16 protein-coding genes are annotated in these 17,840 nt (G+C 61.7%); 7 read left to right on the forward strand and 9 right to left on the reverse strand.

Annotated elements, in window-relative coordinates:
- Positions 1-183: 183 nt before the first annotated feature.
- Positions 184-537: a hypothetical protein gene (locus tag BFP89_RS09290; RefSeq protein WP_065885199.1), complete on the reverse strand. Its 354-nt coding sequence runs from the start codon at positions 535-537 to the stop codon at positions 184-186.
- Between the two features lie 485 nt (positions 538-1,022).
- Between BFP89_RS09290 and BFP89_RS09295 the strand changes: the two genes are divergently transcribed.
- A complete protein-coding gene (locus BFP89_RS09295; protein WP_065885200.1) occupies positions 1,023-5,891 on the forward strand; it encodes an NAD-glutamate dehydrogenase in 4,869 nt (1,622 codons plus the stop codon).
- Positions 5,892-5,976: 85 nt separating this feature from the next.
- Here BFP89_RS09295 and BFP89_RS09300 read toward each other — a convergent pair whose 3' ends face one another.
- The 4 genes from BFP89_RS09300 to BFP89_RS09315 form a co-directional block, all read right to left on the reverse strand.
- A complete protein-coding gene (locus BFP89_RS09300) occupies positions 5,977-6,960 on the reverse strand; it encodes a sel1 repeat family protein (protein ID WP_065885201.1) in 984 nt (327 codons plus the stop codon).
- 153 nt (positions 6,961-7,113) lie between these two features.
- The gene (locus BFP89_RS09305) at positions 7,114-7,797 is read right to left on the reverse strand and encodes a GntR family transcriptional regulator (protein ID WP_065885202.1); all 684 of its coding nucleotides are present in this window, start codon (positions 7,795-7,797) and stop codon (positions 7,114-7,116) included.
- A 17-nt stretch (positions 7,798-7,814) separates the two neighbouring features.
- A complete protein-coding gene (locus tag BFP89_RS09310) occupies positions 7,815-8,516 on the reverse strand; it encodes a FadR/GntR family transcriptional regulator (protein ID WP_065885203.1) in 702 nt (233 codons plus the stop codon).
- A 108-nt stretch (positions 8,517-8,624) separates the two neighbouring features.
- Positions 8,625-9,950, reverse strand: a complete 1,326-nt coding sequence (locus BFP89_RS09315; protein ID WP_170827551.1) for a C4-dicarboxylate transporter DctA — start codon at positions 9,948-9,950, stop codon at positions 8,625-8,627.
- 216 nt (positions 9,951-10,166) lie between these two features.
- Here BFP89_RS09315 and BFP89_RS09320 point away from each other — a divergent pair, with 216 nt between their 5' ends.
- Positions 10,167-10,796 carry a DNA-3-methyladenine glycosylase I gene (locus BFP89_RS09320; RefSeq protein WP_065885205.1) on the forward strand — a complete coding sequence of 210 codons (630 nt, stop codon included), beginning with the start codon at positions 10,167-10,169 and terminating at the stop codon, positions 10,794-10,796.
- Between the two features lie 16 nt (positions 10,797-10,812).
- Here BFP89_RS09320 and BFP89_RS09325 read toward each other — a convergent pair whose 3' ends face one another.
- Positions 10,813-11,967 carry a DUF1624 domain-containing protein gene (locus BFP89_RS09325; RefSeq protein WP_065885206.1) on the reverse strand — a complete coding sequence of 385 codons (1,155 nt, stop codon included), beginning with the start codon at positions 11,965-11,967 and terminating at the stop codon, positions 10,813-10,815.
- Between the two features lie 95 nt (positions 11,968-12,062).
- Between BFP89_RS09325 and BFP89_RS09330 the strand changes: the two genes are divergently transcribed.
- A complete protein-coding gene (locus BFP89_RS09330; RefSeq protein WP_065885207.1) occupies positions 12,063-12,614 on the forward strand; it encodes a DUF924 family protein in 552 nt (183 codons plus the stop codon).
- Positions 12,615-12,721: 107 nt separating this feature from the next.
- On the forward strand, positions 12,722-13,354 hold the full coding sequence (gene yfcF, locus BFP89_RS09335; protein WP_065885208.1) for a glutathione transferase: 633 nt from the start codon (positions 12,722-12,724) through the stop codon (positions 13,352-13,354).
- On the opposite strand, the gene BFP89_RS09340 is transcribed toward yfcF, so the two are convergent.
- The gene (locus BFP89_RS09340) at positions 13,329-13,601 is read right to left on the reverse strand and encodes a hypothetical protein (RefSeq protein WP_065885209.1); all 273 of its coding nucleotides are present in this window, start codon (positions 13,599-13,601) and stop codon (positions 13,329-13,331) included. The two genes, yfcF and BFP89_RS09340, sit on opposite strands and share 26 nt — an antisense overlap.
- A 142-nt stretch (positions 13,602-13,743) precedes the next feature.
- Between BFP89_RS09340 and BFP89_RS28905 the strand changes: the two genes are divergently transcribed.
- Together BFP89_RS28905 and BFP89_RS09345 are read left to right on the forward strand one after the other, a co-directional pair.
- A complete protein-coding gene (locus BFP89_RS28905; protein WP_176718405.1) occupies positions 13,744-13,893 on the forward strand; it encodes a hypothetical protein in 150 nt (49 codons plus the stop codon).
- A gap of 79 nt (positions 13,894-13,972) precedes the next feature.
- Positions 13,973-14,314, forward strand: a complete 342-nt coding sequence (locus BFP89_RS09345; RefSeq protein ID WP_065885210.1) for a hypothetical protein — start codon at positions 13,973-13,975, stop codon at positions 14,312-14,314.
- 135 nt (positions 14,315-14,449) lie between these two features.
- Here the strand turns inward: BFP89_RS09345 and BFP89_RS09350 are convergent, their stop codons facing one another.
- On the reverse strand, positions 14,450-15,196 hold the full coding sequence (locus tag BFP89_RS09350; RefSeq protein WP_065885211.1) for a creatininase family protein: 747 nt from the start codon (positions 15,194-15,196) through the stop codon (positions 14,450-14,452).
- A 29-nt stretch (positions 15,197-15,225) separates the two neighbouring features.
- Positions 15,226-15,954, reverse strand: coding sequence for a murein L,D-transpeptidase catalytic domain family protein (locus BFP89_RS09355; RefSeq protein ID WP_065885212.1), 729 nt, complete (start codon positions 15,952-15,954; stop codon positions 15,226-15,228).
- Between the two features lie 39 nt (positions 15,955-15,993).
- Here BFP89_RS09355 and BFP89_RS09360 point away from each other — a divergent pair, with 39 nt between their 5' ends.
- A complete protein-coding gene (locus BFP89_RS09360; RefSeq protein ID WP_065885213.1) occupies positions 15,994-17,595 on the forward strand; it encodes a L,D-transpeptidase family protein in 1,602 nt (533 codons plus the stop codon).
- The last annotated feature ends 245 nt before the right edge of the window (positions 17,596-17,840 follow it).

The raw sequence follows: 17,840 nt of genomic DNA on the forward strand, positions 1-17,840 counted from the left end.
CGTGGAGTGGTGTGGGTACCTATGCCAGTCAGTTAAGCGTACACCGCCCTCTGTAGGAGCGAGCTTGCTCGCGAAAAACGTCAACGATAACGCGCGTTTCCTGAATGAACGCGGTGCCTGTGAGTTTTTCGCGAGCAAGCTCGCTCCTACAGTATCAGGGCAAGCGCCCTCCTTCGGTGCAGCTTAAATCCGGGTGAAGGTGCCGGTGCCTTTGAGGATGTTCTGCAGGGTCTGTTCGACCTCGGCCAGGTCGGATGCGGCCGTGGCATGAGTAATCTCAAGGTGGTCCTTGCCCCCCAGCGCATCGGCATCACCGGCGGCCAGTTCTACCGACAGAGTGGTGTCGCTCAGCGTTACCTTGAGCCCGGCCAGCGTCGATGGCTCATAATCCCAGGTCAACTCCACGTCGTCTTCGTCCGGGTAACGGCTGAGCATGAACATCTCGCCGTTCTTGCCGTGGCAGCAGAGCATGGCCATGTTGTCTTCTTCGTCGTCGCACGGGGTGGCCATCAGGGCGTCGGTTTTCAGCTGCAGCATGGGGAATCCTGTGTGGAGGAGGGGCGTTTGCGCCGAGTGATTGTGCCATTGCGGCGAATTTTATGCTGCGCGATGTGTCAGACTGAGGGGCATGACCTGACGAGCAGTGTCGGTCACTTCTGGCACTCGCGGGCTTGAAAGCAGGTGGTTTTTTACCCGAAAAAACCCGGTTGCCCAAGTTGCAACCCCACACCTGCTTGCCGATGACCGAATATGTCGCAGCACCGCAAGCAGCGCGCTTCCCACACTCGTTAAGCTGCGCAACGGATGTGCTCCGTGCCAGGCGCCTGACCTGCCCGTCGTACCGTCACCCGGCAAGGTGCGCATCCGGTGGAAGTTGTATGTGACCTGACTGTCTTGTCCAGCTTCACCCACCTGTCACTCTGAATCGTTTATCGTGACCGACGAACAGAGCTGACGGTCTCCCCGCAGGGGGATAACACGCGACGCTTCCATCAATAACAAGCCCAAGCGGAGTACCACAGATGGCGTTCTTCACCGCAGCCAGCAAGGCCGACTTCCAGCACCAACTGCAAGCGGCACTGGCGCAGCACATCAGTGAACAGGCACTGCCACAAGTGGCGCTGTTCGCTGAGCAATTCTTCGGCATCATTTCCCTGGACGAACTGACCCAGCGTCGCCTTTCCGACCTGGCCGGTTGCACCCTGTCTGCCTGGCGCCTGCTTGAGCGCTTCGATCACACCCAACCGCAAGTGCGGGTCTACAACCCCGATTACGAACGTCATGGCTGGCAATCGACCCACACTGCGGTCGAAGTGCTGCACCATGACCTGCCATTCCTGGTCGACTCGGTGCGTACCGAGCTCAACCGCCGCGGCTACAGCATCCACACCCTGCAAACCACCGTGCTCAGTGTGCGCCGTGGCAGCAAGGGCGAACTGCTGGAAGTGCTGCCCAAGGGCACCCAGGGCGAAGGCATCCTGCAAGAATCGCTGATGTACCTGGAAATCGACCGCTGCGCCAACGCCGCCGAGCTGAACGTGCTGAGCAAAGAGCTCGAGCAGGTGCTGGGCGAAGTGCGCGTGGCCGTGGCCGATTTCGAACCGATGAAAGCCAAGGTCCAGGACCTGCTGGCCGGTATCGACGCCAGCGCGTTCGCTATCGACGGCGAAGAAAAAGCCGAGATCAAGAATTTCCTCGAGTGGCTGGTGGGCAACCACTTCACGTTCCTGGGCTATGAAGAGTTCGTGGTACGTGACGAGGCGGACGGCGGTCATATCGAATATGACGCCGACTCCTTCCTCGGTCTGACCAAGTTGCTGCGCGCCGGCCTCACCGCCGAAGACCTGCGCATCGAAGACTACGCCGTCGCCTATCTGCGCGAACCGACCGTGTTGTCGTTCGCCAAGGCTGCCCACCCGAGCCGCGTACACCGCCCGGCGTATCCGGACTATGTGTCGATCCGCGAAATCAGCGCCGACGGCAAGGTCATCAAGGAACACCGCTTCATGGGCCTGTACACCTCCTCGGTGTATGGCGAAAGCGTGCGGGTGATTCCTTACATCCGCCGCAAGGTCGCGGAAATCGAGCGCCGCTCGGGCTTCCAGGCCAAGGCGCACCTGGGCAAGGAACTGGCCCAGGTGGTTGAAGTGCTGCCCCGTGACGACCTGTTCCAGACCCCGGTCGATGAGCTGTTCAGCACGGTGATGTCGATCGTGCAGATCCAGGAACGCAACAAGATCCGCGTGTTCCTGCGCAAAGACCCGTACGGGCGTTTCTGCTACTGCCTGGCCTACGTGCCACGCGACATCTATTCCACCGAAGTGCGCCAGAAAATCCAGCAAGTGCTGATGGATCGCCTGAAAGCCTCGGACTGCGAGTTCTGGACCTTCTTCTCCGAGTCCGTGCTGGCCCGCGTACAACTGATTCTGCGGGTCGACCCGAAGAACCGCCTGGACATCGACCCGCTGCAACTGGAAAAGGAAGTGGTACAGGCCTGCCGCAGCTGGCAGGACGACTACGCCAGCCTGGTGGTGGAAAGCTTCGGCGAAGCCCACGGCACCAACGTGCTGGCGGATTTCCCCAAAGGCTTCCCGGCCGGTTACCGCGAGCGTTTCGCCGCGCATTCGGCCGTGGTCGACATGCAGCACCTCAACAGCCTGACCGAAGCCAACCCGCTGGTGATGAGCTTCTATCAGCCGCTGGGCCAGGTCTCCGGCCAGCGTGAGCTGCATTGCAAGCTCTACCACGCCGACACCCCGCTGGCGCTGTCCGACGTGCTGCCGATCCTGGAGAACCTGGGCCTGCGCGTGCTGGGCGAATTCCCGTACCGCCTGCGCCATGCCAATGGCCGCGAGTTCTGGATCCATGATTTCGCGTTCATCGCCGCCGAAGGCGTGAACCTGGATATCTCGCAGCTCAACGACACCCTGCAGGATGCCTTCGTGCACATCGTGCACGGCGATGCCGAGAACGATGCGTTCAACCGCCTGGTACTCACCGCCGGCCTGCCATGGCGTGACGTGGCGCTGCTGCGCGCTTACGCCCGTTACCTCAAGCAGATCCGCCTGGGCTTCGACCTCGGCTACATCGCCAGCACCCTGAACAACCACACCGACATCGCCCGCGAGTTGACCCGGTTGTTCAAGACCCGCTTCTACCTGGCGCGCAAGCTCACCGCCGACGACCTGGAAGACAAGCAGCAACGCCTGGAACAAGCGATCCTCGCCGCCCTGGACGATGTCCAGGTGCTCAACGAAGACCGCATCCTGCGTCGCTACCTGGACCTGATCAAGGCGACCCTGCGCACCAACTTCTACCAGACCGACGCCAACGGCCAGAACAAGTCGTACTTCAGCTTCAAGTTCAACCCGCATGCGATCCCCGAGCTGCCCAAGCCGGTGCCGAAGTTCGAGATATTCGTCTACTCGCCACGCGTCGAAGGCGTGCACCTGCGCTTTGGCAACGTGGCCCGTGGCGGCCTGCGCTGGTCCGACCGTGAAGAAGACTTCCGTACCGAAGTGCTCGGCCTGGTAAAAGCCCAGCAGGTGAAGAACTCGGTGATCGTTCCGGTGGGCGCCAAGGGCGGCTTCCTGCCGCGTCGCCTGCCATTGGGCGGCAGCCGTGACGAGATCGCGGCCGAGGGTATCGCCTGCTACCGCATCTTCATTTCCGGCCTGCTGGACATTACCGACAACCTGAAGGACGGCGCCCTGGTGCCGCCGGCCAACGTCGTGCGTCATGACAACGATGACCCGTACCTGGTGGTGGCGGCGGACAAGGGCACTGCGACCTTCTCCGATATCGCCAACGGCATCGCCATCGACTACGGCTTCTGGCTGGGCGATGCGTTCGCCTCCGGTGGTTCGGCCGGTTACGACCACAAGAAAATGGGCATCACCGCCAAGGGCGCGTGGGTCGGTGTGCAGCGTCACTTCCGTGAGCGCGGCATCAATGTGCAGGAAGACAGCATCACCGTGGTGGGCGTCGGCGACATGGCCGGCGACGTGTTCGGTAACGGCTTGCTGATGTCCGACAAGCTGCAACTGGTCGCGGCCTTCAACCACCTGCACATCTTCATCGACCCGAACCCGAACCCGGCCACCAGCTTCGTCGAGCGCCAGCGCCTGTTCGAGCTGCCGCGTTCGGCCTGGACCGACTACGACACCAGCATCATGTCCGAAGGCGGCGGGATCTTCTCGCGCAGTGCCAAGAGCATTGCCATCTCGGCGCAGATGAAAGAACGCTTCGACATCCAGGCCGACAAGCTGACCCCGACCGAACTGCTCAACGCCTTGCTCAAGGCACCGGTGGACCTGTTGTGGAACGGCGGTATCGGTACCTACGTTAAGGCCAGCACCGAGAGCCACGCCGATGTGGGCGACAAGGCCAACGACGCGCTGCGCGTCAACGGCAACGAGCTGCGCTGCAAAGTGGTGGGCGAGGGCGGTAACCTGGGCATGACCCAACTGGGCCGTGTCGAGTTCGGCCTCAATGGCGGCGGTTCCAACACCGACTTCATCGACAACGCCGGTGGCGTAGACTGCTCCGACCACGAAGTGAACATCAAGATCCTGCTCAACGAAGTGGTGCAGGCCGGTGACATGACCGACAAGCAGCGCAACCAGTTGCTGGCGAGCATGACCGACGAAGTCGGCAACCTGGTGCTGGGCAACAACTACAAGCAGACCCAGGCCCTGTCCCTGGCCGCGCGCAAGGCTTACGAACGCGCCGCCGAGTACAAGCGCCTGATGAGCGACCTGGAAGGCCGTGGCAAGCTGGACCGCGCCATCGAGTACCTGCCGACCGAGGAACAACTGGTCGAGCGCGCCTCGACGGGCAAGGGCCTGACGCGTCCGGAGCTGTCGGTATTGATCTCCTACAGCAAGATCGACCTCAAGGAAGCGTTGCTCAAGTCCCAGGTGCCGGATGACGAGTACCTGACCCGTGACATGGAGACCGCGTTCCCGCCGAGCCTGGTGGCCAAGTTCTCCGAGGCCATGCGCCGTCACCGCCTCAAGCGCGAGATCGTCAGCACCCAGATCGCCAACGACCTGGTCAACCACATGGGCATCACCTTCGTGCAGCGACTCAAAGAGTCGACCGGCATGAGCCCGGCGAACGTGGCCGGCGCCTATGTGATTGTGCGGGACATCTTCCATCTCCCGCACTGGTTCCGTCAGATCGAAGCCCTGGACCACCAGGTTTCGGCCGACGTGCAACTGGAGCTGATGGACGAACTGATGCGCCTTGGCCGTCGCGCCACGCGCTGGTTCCTGCGCAGCCGTCGCAACGAACAGGACGCCGGGCGTGACACCGCGCACTTCGGTCCGCACCTGGCGGCGCTGGGTCTCAAGCTCGATGAACTGCTCGAAGGCCCGACCCGTGAAGGCTGGCAGAACCGTTACCAGGCCTACACCCAGGCCGGCGTACCGGAGTTGTTGGCGCGCATGGTTGCAGGCACTACCCACCTGTACACCCTGCTGCCGATCATCGAAGCCGCCGACGTGACCGGGCATGACGCCGCCGAAGTGGCCAAGGCCTACTTCGCCGTCGGCAGCGCCCTGGACCTGCCGTGGTACCTGCAGCAGATCAGCGACCTGCCGGTGGGCAACAACTGGCAGGCCCAGGCCCGCGAAGCCTTCCGCGACGACGTGGACTGGCAGCAACGGGCGATCACCATTTCGGTCCTGCAAATGGCCGACGCGCCGCAGGACATGGAAGCCCGCGTGGCCCTGTGGCTTGAGCAGCATCAGGACATGGCGGATCGCTGGCGCGCCATGATGGTGGAAATCCGTGCTGCGGTCGGCACGGACTACGCCATGTACGCGGTGGCCAACCGTGAGTTGCTGGACCTGGCGTTGAGCGGTCAGTCGGTGTTGCAGCCGGCGTGATCGAGCGGTAATGAAGAGGCCCCGTATCGCAGGATACGGGGCCTTTTTTATCCGTGGGGGGCACGCTCCTCCCCGGATATCGGTGTCACCAGCCTAGAATGACCAGCGGTTCGAGCACCTGGAATACCCGCGTAATGGTTCCCCGCAGTTGCGCCAGGATGATGTCGCTTTCGGCGGTGTCCTGCATTTGATGCTTGATGGCCTGATAATCGTCTTCGACCGATGGCAGGGGCAATGCGCCATCTACCTTGGTCAGGACCAGCTTCAACAACGCACAGGCCTTGGGCAGATTACGTTCAAGTCCGTAGGTGCGGTGTACCCGATTCTTATCCTGCGACAAGCCTGCCAGCGCATACGCGTACTCCAGCAGCCCATCGAGCTGGCCCATCATTGCCAGTTGGATAATCCTTTTTTGTTTTTCCTCAACACTGACCGCTTCGTCGGTAGTAAAGGCCAGCTCGTACACCGCCCTGGGATAATCTTTGTCGGCCGCTCGTTGAGTCAGTTCCACGATCAGTGCCTGGCGTTCCAGACGATTGGGTATCAGTTCCGGTCGTTTGGCGTAGGCGTCTTTCAATTCGTACATCGCTGCGATGTCGCCTTGATCAGCGGCTTTTTTCAGCCACTGCACGTCGTTGGTCAGCGTATACAGATAACGCTGTGCCGAGGGCGTATCGGCAAGGGGTGGTGTGGTTGCCAGCGTCCTGGCTCTGGCCAGGGATTCGCTGTCGCCCAAGCGCAGCAATGCTGGAATATGGTCTTGAGCGGCCGCCAGTCGCAGCCATTTGGCGGTCGCCTCGCTGACAAGGCGAAAGCCGCCGTCCAGGCGCGTTTCGCAGGTGGCGATGGCGTATTGCGATTCCACGTCGCCTGCGGCGCCGGCGATGGTCAGATGAAACCTCGCCTTGTCATAACTACCCAGTGCGTAAAGGCCAAGCCCGATCTGCTTGGCTGTTGCATTGAGTTCAGTCAAGGCTGTGTTGACCTCGGCCGGGAGTGCCGCGGACTGCTCTTTCAACTGCGTGAGCAGGTTGAACAGTGAGGTTCGGGTTTGTGATTCGATGGGCATGGTTCGTACCTGTGATAAGCACTGAAATTGTGCGAGACACAGGTTATGCAGAGCGTGTGGGGCCAAGGTGCTAATTACTTGACGCGCTGCGGCTGGCTACCTTGCCTGTGAGAGGCGGTGCGCTCCCACAGGTTGATCGTTATGCAGGTCGGATCAGTGGTTTTTCAGGAGCTGTGTTTCCAGGTGGTCCAGGTGCTGCGTCATCAGCGCTACGGCGGTGCCCGAGTCGCGCTGCGCCAGCGCATCCACAATCGCCACATGCTCCTGCCACGCACAACAGGTGCGGGTTCGACGTTCGTACTGGGCAATGACCAGCGAGGTCAACGGCACCAGGCTATTGAGGAACTGCGCCAATGGCCCGTTCCCGGCGATAGCGGCCAGTTGTAAATGGAATTCACCGGACAACCGGATCGCCGGCCCGCGCTGGTCGCGTTCGATGCAGTCACGTTCGCGGGCGATCAACTCGCGTAACTGGCGTACCTGTGCCGCTGTCGCCCGGGCGCAGGCCAATTGCACCACGGTCATTTCGGTCATGCGCCGGGCTTCGAGAATCTGCCGGGTTTGCTGGGCGTCCGGCGCCGCCACCTGGGCCCGCTGGTTGGGGCGCAGGATGATCACTTGCTGTTGTGACAACTTGGCCAGGACGCGGCGGATCACGCTGCGGCTCACGCCAAAGCGCTCCCCCAGGCTTTCTTCGGTGAAGCGGCTGGCGGGGGCTATGCGTTGCTCGAGAATGGCGTCGAACAGCCGTGGATAGATCTCATCTGCCGAGGGCTTCTTGCCCGGCACCCGGCGCAGGCAGGGCAGGGGGTCGCGTTGCAGGGCGTGGACGTTCATGGCCTGTCTCCAATTATTCAGCTGCCCAGATGGTCATCCGGGATGTTCAGGCGAATGCCCATGCGCAAGCCTTCCTGCAGGATGTGCCGACGCATTTCGGCACTGGCCAGGGCGCTGTTCTTGTTGCGGATGGCGCGCACCACGGCTTCGTTTTCCTGCAGGCGTTCAGCCAGGTGCTCCGGGGAATTGCGCAACACCTGGGCGCTTTGCTTGAGCGCCGTGCTGGTTTGCTGCACCACGTTCTGGAAGATCGGGTTGGAGGTCAGGGCGAACAGTTCTTCGTGAAATTCGATGTAGGCGTTCATGCCTGCCTCGGCGTCGCCCGCATCCAGGGCTTCGCGCATGTCCATCAGGGTCAGGCGCAGTTGGCCGATTTCCTTGCTGCTGATGGATTGGGCAACCAGGCCGACGATGAAGGGTTCCAGGGTATAGCGCAGTTGCAGGATGTCTTCGAGGCTGGCATCGGCCACGGCGTCGCTCGACTGTGGCTCGCTGACGCTGGTTTCCAGCACCACCACGCCCTTGCCGGGCATGGAGCGCACCAGGCCAAGGGTTTCCAGCACGATCACCGCTTCGCGCAGGCTCGGGCGGCTGATGCCCATCTGCTCGGCCAGTTCACGCTGGCCGGGCAGCATTTCACCACGCCGCCATTGCCCGCGTGCGAGGGCGGCGCGCAGTTTTTCTACGACTGAATTGACGACGGTTGAGGTGCTGATCACGTCGATGTCTCCTTGATGTTGCGAATACGGCAGTCAATCTTGTGATGAACCAATGTGGGAGGGGCAAGCCCCCTCCCACATTGGATTTGTGTTGTGCCTGAAAGCGGGTCAGAACTCCTGATGCGCCGGCAATACCGGTTTCTTGGTCTGGAAGGCATAGCCTTGCTGGCCGTCGAGTACCTTGTTGGCGCGCTGGATATCGATGTCTTTTTCCCAGCGGGCGATGGCCACGGTGGCGACGCAGTTGCCGATCAGGTTGGTCAAGGCACGGCCAATGCCCATGAACCAGTCCACCGCGAGTACCAGCACCAGGCCGACTACCGGAATCGCCGGGATGGCCGTGAGCGTGGCCGCCAGAATCACCAGGGCCGAACCCGGAATACCGTGGGCGCCTTTGGAGGTGATCAAGGAGACCAGCAGGATCGTGAGCAGGTCGGTCATCGACAGCGGGGTGCCGGTCGCGTTGGCGATAAAGACGATGGCCAGGGTCAGGTAGATCGAGAAACCGTCGAGGTTGAACGAGTAGCCGGTAGGAATCACCAGGCCCACGGTGGAGCTGCCAATCCCCAGGTGCTCCAGCTTGCGCATGATCTGCGGCAGCACCGCGTCGGACGACGCCGTGCCCATCACGATCAGCAGTTCTTCGCGCAGGTACTTGAGCAGCGGCAGCATGCGCAGGCCCGACAAGCGCATCACCAGGCCGAGGATCAGCCCGACGAAGGCCAGGCAGGTCAGATAGAACAGGCCCACCAGGCTGCCCAGGTGTTGCAGGGAGTCCAGGCCATAGGTGCTGGTGGTGAACGCGATCGCGCCGAATACGCCGATTGGCGCCAGGCGCACAATCATGCCCATGATGCGGAAGATCACATGGCTCAGCTCGTTGATCAGCCGCGAGATTCCGGAAGCCGCTTCACCCACCAGGTTCAGCGCACTGCCGAACAGCACCGAGAACAACAGCACCTGCAGCACGTTGTTGTCAGCGAAGGCACCGATCACCGAGTTGGGGATCAGGTCCATCAGGAACTGGCTGGTGCCCTTGATGTGCTGGCCCTTGTCGGCCAGTTCATTCAAGCCGGCGGACGAAAGCTGCTCAAGATGAATGTTGGCGCCGCTGCCGATGCCGGTGCTGAAGGCCATGATCAGGCCGAGCACCAGGGCGACGGTGGTCAGCACTTCGAAATAGATCACTGACTTCAAGCCAATGCGCCCGACTTTCTTCAAGTCGCCGGCGCCGGAAATGCCGCTGACCACGACGCAGAATACAATCAGGCCGATCAGCATTTTGATCAGCTTGATAAAGCCGTCACCCAGGGGTTTGAGTTGCGAGGAGAATTCGGGAAGGGCCAGGCCGCAAATGACGCCTAGCATCAGGCCAATCACGACTTGCAGAAAAATCGAACGCGAGCACCATCTGAGCATGGGAGGGATCTCTATTCGGTGCCCTGGTGGTTCCAGGGCTTAATTGTTGTGGTCTTACCGGTAAGTCCAGTGCGCGGCCAGTCTACGCCCGGTTTTTTTCAAACTACAAGTAAATATTCGGTGGCCGCTGGGGCCCGGTCTGACCAGTGAGTCGGTAAGCACGGTGCTTGAGCGGTTGACGCCGTGGAAATTTTTTTGCGTATCATCCGCGCTCGGTACACGAGGTGATGGATGGAACAATCAGGCCTGACAACGGATGAAGCCGGGCGCACCTGCTGCGCCTGGCGTAACGCCGCGCCGCAATACCTGCATTACCACGACCATGAGTGGGGCGTGCCGGTGGCGGATGACGTCCTGCTGTACGAGAAGATCTGCCTGGAAGGTTTTCAGGCCGGGATGGCGTGGATCACCATCTTGCGCAAGCGCGAGCAGTTTCGGCGGGCGTTCGACGGCTTTGATTTTCGCAAGGTGGCGCAGTATGGCGAGGCGGATATCGAACGCTTGATGGGCGACCCGGGTATCGTGCGCAACCGGGCGAAGATTGTGTCCACGATCAACAATGCCCGCCGCGCCTGCGAACTGGTGAGTGAAAGCGGTTCGCTGGCGCGCTGGGTATGGTCTTTCGAGCCCGGCCCGCAGGAGCGCCCGGCGGTGGTGGACATGGCGTACTGGAACGCCAACCCGACCTCGCCGGCTTCGGTGCGCTTGTCCAGGGCGCTCAAGAAACGCGGTTGGACCTTTGTCGGCCCGACCACGATGTATGCGCTGATGCAGGCGCTGGGGATGGTCAATGATCACCTGGAGGGCTGCATCTGCCGAGAACGTATCGAAGCACTGCGCCATCAGTTCGAACGACCCTGAGCGCTCGCCCGCGTACTCAGAAATATTTAAGCCAGGTGATATCCCTGCGCCGCGCCTTGAGTGCGGCGAACCATCGCACCGGCACATACAGCGCCAATGGCAGCACCAACGCCACCGCCCACACGGCGCCGACGCTGTCGAAACCGAAATAATTGCCGTGATTGAGCCCAAACAACGCGACACACGCGACATGAATCAGTTTGAGCACATACAGGTGCAGCAGATAAAAGAACATCGGCGCCGCGCCAAATACCGCCAGCATGCTGATCCAGCGCTTGTGCCCGGCACGTTCGAACGCCAGCAGCAACAGCAGGCCGCTGCCCAGCGTCAGCGCCAGGAACAACAACGAAGGTGGATACTTGGTGACGTTGAAGAAGCTCATCACGCTCTGCACGCCGCTGTCATAGGCCTGCCAAGGCTTGTCGCCATATCCGTTGAGCGCCCGCAACAGCACAAACCCCAGCAGTGCGCCAACGCCTGCGAGCAGCAAATAACGCTGGCGCACGGCGGGTAGCACGGTCGTCGAAAACCACGGACCGAGGCCGTAGCCCAGGGCAATCACGCCGATCCATGGCAGTACCGGGTACGTCACACGAATGCGCAGGGTGTCGGACACCTCGATAAAACTGCGCTCATGCAGGATCGACCACGCCACCTGCGCGGCCGAGCCGGGGATGAAATGCACACCGTCGAGCAGGTTATGCCCGGCAATCAATACCAGCGCCAAAGTAATCAGCAGCGAGCGCGGCAACCATACCAGCGCGGCGAGGGCGATCATGCTCACCCCGATCGCCCAGATAACCTGCAGATAAAGCAGGCCCGGTGGCCACTGGAAGGTCCAGGCGAAGTGCACCAGCGTGACCTCCAATACCACCAGAAACAGCCCACGCTTGAACAAAAATGCCGACACCGCGCGCCGACCCTGGTATTTCTGGCCGTACAGCCAGGCTGACATACCGGTGAGCAACACGAACACAGGCGCGCAAAGATGGGCGAGGGTGCGGCTGAAAAACAGCGCGGGCTCGGTGGTGTCGATGTTCATCGGGTCGCCGACCTGGCGGTGCAGCAGGAACGTTTCGCGTGTGTGGTCGAGCAACATGAACAGGATCACCAGGCCCCGCAGGGCGTCGATGGAAAGCAGGCGTTGGCGTAGCGCAACAGCATCGGTCATGGGGCAGTTCACAAGGCTGGGAAAAAAAGAGGCGTTATCATATAACATTATTGGCGCATTGCCGCGCTGTTTAAACGAGCGTATCGGAGGCATTGATGACACACAGGAACGTCCAATCGGCCGAGGCCGTGATCGACTTCTGGAAACAGGCGGGCCCAAAGCGTTGGTTTGCCAAGGACGACGAATTCGACGCGAGCTTTCGCGAGACCTTCCACGCCACCCATTTGCAGGCGGCCCGGCGCGAGCTGGAGGATTGGCTGGACACGCCCCACGGTGCGCTGGCCTTGCTGATCCTGCTGGACCAGTATCCGCGCAACGCTTTTCGTGGCACGGCGCATATGTTCGCCACCGACCCGCTGGCGCGCCTGTATGCGCGATGCATGGTGGACGCAGGATTGGATCAACTGATCGAACCCGAACTGCGCGCGTTTTGTTATTTGCCGTTTGAGCATTCGGAAGATCCGCAGGATCAGCAACGCTCCATCGCACTTAATCAGCCTCTGGACGCCAACACCTCTCACTGGGCCAGGGAGCATGCGCGGATTATCCAGCGGTTTGGGCGCTTTCCCCATCGCAATGCGGTGTTGGCCAGAGAGACCACCGATGAAGAACGAGACTTCCTCGACGCCGGCGGATTCGCGGGTTAAGTGATCAAGCTGCACTATTCCCGCGAGGAATGGCCCCATAAAAACGCCGCATTGTCTTTATCACCGCGCATCTCGTAGCGTGAAGCCTCATTTCAAGGAGATCGCCCATGAGCCACCGTCCGCTGCGCCTCTACGTTGATTCGCTGTTCGTCAGCCCCTATGCGATGTCGGTATTCGTCGCCCTGCGGGAAAAGGGTCTGGCATTCGAGACCGTGCCCCTGGACCTGGAGGCCGGCCAGCAGCAGGCGGCGGGCTACGCGCGATTGTCTTTGACCCAGCGGGTGCCGACGCTGGAGGAGGGCGAGTTCTCGCTGTCGGAGTCTTCGGCGATTACTGAGTACCTGGACGAAGCCTATCCCGAGACCCGCGGTTATCCGGTGGGCCCGCAGCAGCGGGCGAGGGCACGGCAGGTGCAGGCGTGGTTGCGCAGTGATTTGCTGCCGATTCGCCAGGAACGCTCGACCCTGGTGGTGTTCTGCGGGCAGAAGATGCCGCCGCTGTCGCCATTGGCCGAGGCTGCTGCGGGCAAGTTGATCAATGTGGCGCAGGAATTACTGAAGGCTGACCCGGACTACCTGTTCGGCACATGGTCAATTGTCGACGTGGACCTGGCGGTGATGCTCAATCGCCTGATCCTCAACGGCGACGCCGTGCCGGCGCCACTGGTGGCTTACGCCCGGCGTCAGTGGCAAAGGCCATCGGTGCAGGAATGGCTCAACCAGCCACGCCCTGGGGTGTAGGGCTGTCGTTCATTTGCGCGACGCGTCGGTCCAGGTCTTCCCAATCGGCCATACCCAGCACGCGCGTGGTGTTCAAACCGCGCAGGTAGCCACGCAGTTGCTGGGCACTGGCCGATTGCGCGGCGGCAACGCTGGTGTCACTCAACAGCACGTCTTCATACTCGACCAGGTAATCGGCGACGCGCTCGCGAAACTCCGGCAATACGGCTTCGCGGATGCGGTCGAAGGTTTTCTGGTGACGCTTCATGGCATGGTCCTTATAGGTTTTATGGGTTGGGCTACCTGACACTATCGGTTCAAATAATAGTCACCATCAAGGATCACAAGTTCTGTTTTTACGGCAAAAGCGCAAAATCCGCTCATTGAAACGCGGCTCAAGGAAATGCGCGATGAGGACTCTGATCCAGCTGGTTTTGATCACCCTGATGTTCGGCACCGCCGTGCTGACCAACCCGGCCGTTGCCAATGAGCTGCGTACGGGCCATTTGCTGTCACCCGCCGCTGGCGTAAACTCCGTGCAGTGTTGTACAGGTGCATGACACGTTTGCACCGCAGAGTGCCGCGCCGGTTGATACGCGGATCGACAGGCACCTATTTTGTTATTTTTCAGGAATGTTTATGCACGCTTTTTTCGCCCCGGCCCTGGCTCTTTCTGCCCTGGCGCTGACCGGTTGCATCACGGCGCCGAATGCCCCATCGCTGACCCTGCACACCGCTAAAACCCCTGAAGGCTATGTGCAATGCGTACTGCCCAAGCTTGAAAAGCACGGCATCACCTCGACCGTGACGCAGAACTCGCGCCACGCCAAGGTGCTGTTGACCAGCAAGATCGCGGCCGATGATGTGCTCGAAGCCTATAAATCCCAGGATGGCACCAAGGTGTTCCTGTACGAGCGCAAACCGCTGGCGTCGGCGATCAAGGCGTCACGGCTCGAGCAGGCTGCGCAGGATTGCCAGTAACCCCGGGCCCAGGATAAATGCAGCTCAAATGTGGGAGGGGGCTTGCCCCCGATAGCGGTGGGTCAGTCAGCTTATTTGTTACTGACACACTGCTATCGGGGGCAAGCCCCCTCCCACATTTGGATAGTGTTCGACTCAGGGTTTTGACTCATTGCTGAAGGCATTCACGGTCTTGACCAGGCCCTGCGCCGCCAACGCCACCAGTTCACCGCCTTTCTCCACCGTCGCCAATGCCGGGTCCGAGCCCATGCGCCCGTCGGGGAAGCGTGCGCGAAAGTCCAGCGCTTCGCGGATCGGGCCGGTGTTGGCGATTCGCGGCGAGTACTCGGCCGACTTGATCGAGTCCGGATAGGCCCATTGCGTCACGGCAATCTCCGACGGCGTGGCGTGGCTGCCATGGCCCACCGGGAATTGGCGCTGCGCCAGGTCGGTGACGCCTTCCAGGTCCCACCAGTTGACCAGCTTGAGGGCGAACCCGGCCGGGCGGCGGGCAAAGCTGGCTTCGGCGTAGAGTTCGGAAAACGCCGCTTCGATGGTGGCGATATTGCCGCCGTGGCCGTTGAGGAACAGGATCTTGTCGAAACCATGCCCGGCCAGCGAGCGCACCCAGTCGCCGATCGCGGCGATAAAGGTCGAAGGGCGCAGCGAGATGGTGCCGGGAAAGCCCAGATGATGTTGGGCCATGCCGATGTTGAACGTCGGGCCGACCAGGATATCAGCCTGCTTCTGCGCCTCGACGGCGATGATCTCCGGGCACATCCAGTCGGTGCCCAGCAGGCCGGTGGGGCCGTGTTGCTCGTTGGAGCCGATGGGGATGATCACCGTGCGGCTGCGCTGCAGAAACTGCCCGATCTCGATCCAGGTGGACGTGTGTAGAAGCATGCGACGCTCTCTTTTATCTGTGGGACAGGCTATCCGCCGCGGATTGTACGACTACTGGCCACCTGTTGGGGTTTGCAATTGAGATAGGTCGAAGACTTCAACCAGCGCTGGTCGGGGTACCACGAAAACATGAATTGTCCGTCCTTGAGCTTGTCCACCACTTGGCGCGCGACTTGCGGGCGCACCGCCGGGCAGCCCTGGCTGCGGCCGATACGGCCTTCGCGCTTGCTCCATAGCGGGCTGACGTAGTCGGCGGCATGAATCACAATGGCGCGGTCGCGGGCCAGGTCATTGAAGCCAGGCTCCAGGCCGTCCATGCGCAGCGAGTAGCCGTGGGTGCCAAGGTAACTTTCCTGGGTGCGGAACAGGCCCAGGCTGGACTGATGACTGCCTTCGAGATTGGAAAATTCGGTGGCGAAGTTTTCGCCGGACTTGGCGCCGTGGGCCACCAGGTCGCGCAGTACCAGGGTCTTTTTACGCAGGTCGAAAATCCACAGGCGACGGGCGGTAGACGGTTGGGAGTAGTCAATCACGGCCAGGCGATCGGAGCGTTCCTCGCCGTTATTGACCGCGCACTGCACCGCGCTCAGGGCGCTTTTCAATACGATGGGATTGAGTTCTGGAGCCGAGCGCGCCAGGCTGCTATACAAAGAAGCAGGGGAGCCATTGGCGGCGAGCGCAACAGCGCTCGGGAACGCCAGGCTCGCCGTGATCAGGCCCAGGGTGGTTAACCCGAGCCGGCGCATAAAAGTCAGCATCTACAAGCGAGTCCCCGCTGTGGAGTGGAGCTAAGTCAATTGTTCAAAAAACACGCATGTTACTTGAGCATTTGCCTGCTCGTTACACCACTGGTCGCCACAGCCGAAGCGCTGCCGCTGGAACCGTTGCCGGTCACGACTCCAGCACCGGTCGACCTGGCGCCGCTGCAACAGGCCCTGGCGCAGTTGCCCAGTGTCTGCCCGCAGCTCGCGCCGCGTATCGACGCCAGTGCGCAATTGCGCCTGCAAGCCTTTTACCAGCAGCAGGGCGACGTGCCGCAGTGGTCTTCCGAAGAGCGTCGGCAGGCCTTGCACGACCAGTTGCTGATGCTCGCCGACGATGGCCTGGACCCCAGCCACTATAGCCTGCCCGCTGCAGATGCCACGACCAATGTGCTGTGCAGCGATATTGCGATCAGCCAGCAGTACCTCCAGGCCCTGCAGGATTTGCACTTCGGGCGCCTGCAGCAATCGCGCTTCGAACCGCTCTGGCATGCCCAGCCGCCGGCCGACGACCCAGGCACCGCCGTGCTGGCCTTCGCCGCCACCGGCTTGCAGGACATGGCCCAGGCGTTCGATCAGGCGCGGCCCAGCGCGGATTTGTATCGCAGCCTGCGCAACGCTTATTCCAGTGCGCGCCAGCAGCCGTTGCCGCAGTGGGAGGCGGTGGGCAGTGGGCCGCTGTTGCGTCCGGGCATGGAAGACCCACGGGTGCCGGAACTGGCGCGGCGCCTCTACCGCGGCGGTTACCTGACCTCTGAACCCAAGGGCAGCGCCCGGCAGTACGGCCCCGAGCTGGTCGCTGCGGTCAAAGCCTTCCAGCTCAGCCATTCCCTGCAGGCCGACGGTGTGATCGGCGCCGGCACCGTGGCTGAACTCAATATCAGCCCGGCGATGCGCCGCGACCAGTTGCGCATCAACCTCGAGCGGTTCCGCTGGCTGGCCCGGGACCTGGAGCCCGAAGGCGTGGTGGTCAACGTCGCGGCCGCGCAACTGAGCGTGTACCAGAGCGGCATTCCCGTGTGGCAGACCCGCCTGCAAGTGGGGCGCGCCGAGCGCCAGACACCGCTGCTCAAATCGCGCATTACGCGGCTGACCCTCAACCCGACATGGACCATCCCGCCCACCATCATGCGCGAGGACAAGCTGCCGGCCATCCGCCTCAATCCGGAATACCTGCGCCAGCAGAACCTGCAAGTGCTTGACGCCGAAGGTCACCCGCTGACGCCGGATCAAGTGGATTGGGCGCGTCCCGGCAATATCCTGCTGCGCCAGGAGGCGGGGCCGCGCAACCCGTTGGGCAAGATCGTGATGCGTTTTCCCAACCCGTATTCGGTGTACCTGCATGACACGCCGAGCCAGCCATTGTTTACCAAGGGGCCACGGGCGTTCAGCTCGGGGTGCGTGCGGGTCGAACAACCGCTGCTGTTGCGCGACCTGCTGGTGACCCCGGCCGAACGTACGCGCACCGACGAGCTGCTGGCCACCGGCGTCACCCATGAATTCAGGCTGGCCACGCCGGTACCGGTGCTGCTGGGGTATTGGACAGTGGAAGTGGATCGCCAGGGAAGTCTGGTGTACGCGCCGGATATCTACGCGCGCGATCCGGTATTGATCAAGGCCATGGGGAGTGTGTTGTAGAGCTGAATGGCTTGGTACCCATGTGGAAGGGGGCTTACCCCCGATGGCGGCCTCGCAACCGACGGGTATCCATCTGGCGCACCTCGGTCCAAATGTGGGAGGGGGCTTGCCCCCGATGGCGGCCTCAGGGCCAGCCAGTATCTTGGATCAGCCGAGTACATATCCATTATTTAGGTAACGGCTGCTAATGGTTCCGCTTTTACAGCGGCTCACTTTTGAAAAGCGCAAAAGTAAGCAAAACGCTC

The organism is Pseudomonas sp. 31 R 17, from assembly GCF_900004915.1.
Taxonomy (GTDB): domain Bacteria; phylum Pseudomonadota; class Gammaproteobacteria; order Pseudomonadales; family Pseudomonadaceae; genus Aquipseudomonas; species Aquipseudomonas orientalis_A.

Excerpts from the sequence above, each read along its gene's own strand:
- BFP89_RS09290 (WP_065885199.1), bottom strand. The coding sequence starts at position 537 with ATGCTGCAGCTGAAAACCGACGCCCTGATGGCCACCCCGTGCGACGAC.
- BFP89_RS09295 (WP_065885200.1), top strand. The coding sequence starts at position 1,023 with ATGGCGTTCTTCACCGCAGCCAGCAAGGCCGACTTCCAGCACCAACTG.
- BFP89_RS09300 (WP_065885201.1), bottom strand. The coding sequence starts at position 6,960 with ATGCCCATCGAATCACAAACCCGAACCTCACTGTTCAACCTGCTCACG.
- BFP89_RS09305 (WP_065885202.1), bottom strand. The coding sequence starts at position 7,797 with ATGAACGTCCACGCCCTGCAACGCGACCCCCTGCCCTGCCTGCGCCGG.
- BFP89_RS09320 (WP_065885205.1), top strand. The coding sequence starts at position 10,167 with ATGGAACAATCAGGCCTGACAACGGATGAAGCCGGGCGCACCTGCTGC.
- BFP89_RS09325 (WP_065885206.1), bottom strand. The coding sequence starts at position 11,967 with ATGACCGATGCTGTTGCGCTACGCCAACGCCTGCTTTCCATCGACGCC.
- BFP89_RS09330 (WP_065885207.1), top strand. The coding sequence starts at position 12,063 with ATGACACACAGGAACGTCCAATCGGCCGAGGCCGTGATCGACTTCTGG.
- yfcF (WP_065885208.1), top strand. The coding sequence starts at position 12,722 with ATGAGCCACCGTCCGCTGCGCCTCTACGTTGATTCGCTGTTCGTCAGC.
- BFP89_RS09340 (WP_065885209.1), bottom strand. The coding sequence starts at position 13,601 with ATGAAGCGTCACCAGAAAACCTTCGACCGCATCCGCGAAGCCGTATTG.
- BFP89_RS28905 (WP_176718405.1), top strand. The coding sequence starts at position 13,744 with ATGAGGACTCTGATCCAGCTGGTTTTGATCACCCTGATGTTCGGCACC.
- BFP89_RS09345 (WP_065885210.1), top strand. The coding sequence starts at position 13,973 with ATGCACGCTTTTTTCGCCCCGGCCCTGGCTCTTTCTGCCCTGGCGCTG.
- BFP89_RS09350 (WP_065885211.1), bottom strand. The coding sequence starts at position 15,196 with ATGCTTCTACACACGTCCACCTGGATCGAGATCGGGCAGTTTCTGCAG.
- BFP89_RS09355 (WP_065885212.1), bottom strand. The coding sequence starts at position 15,954 with ATGCTGACTTTTATGCGCCGGCTCGGGTTAACCACCCTGGGCCTGATC.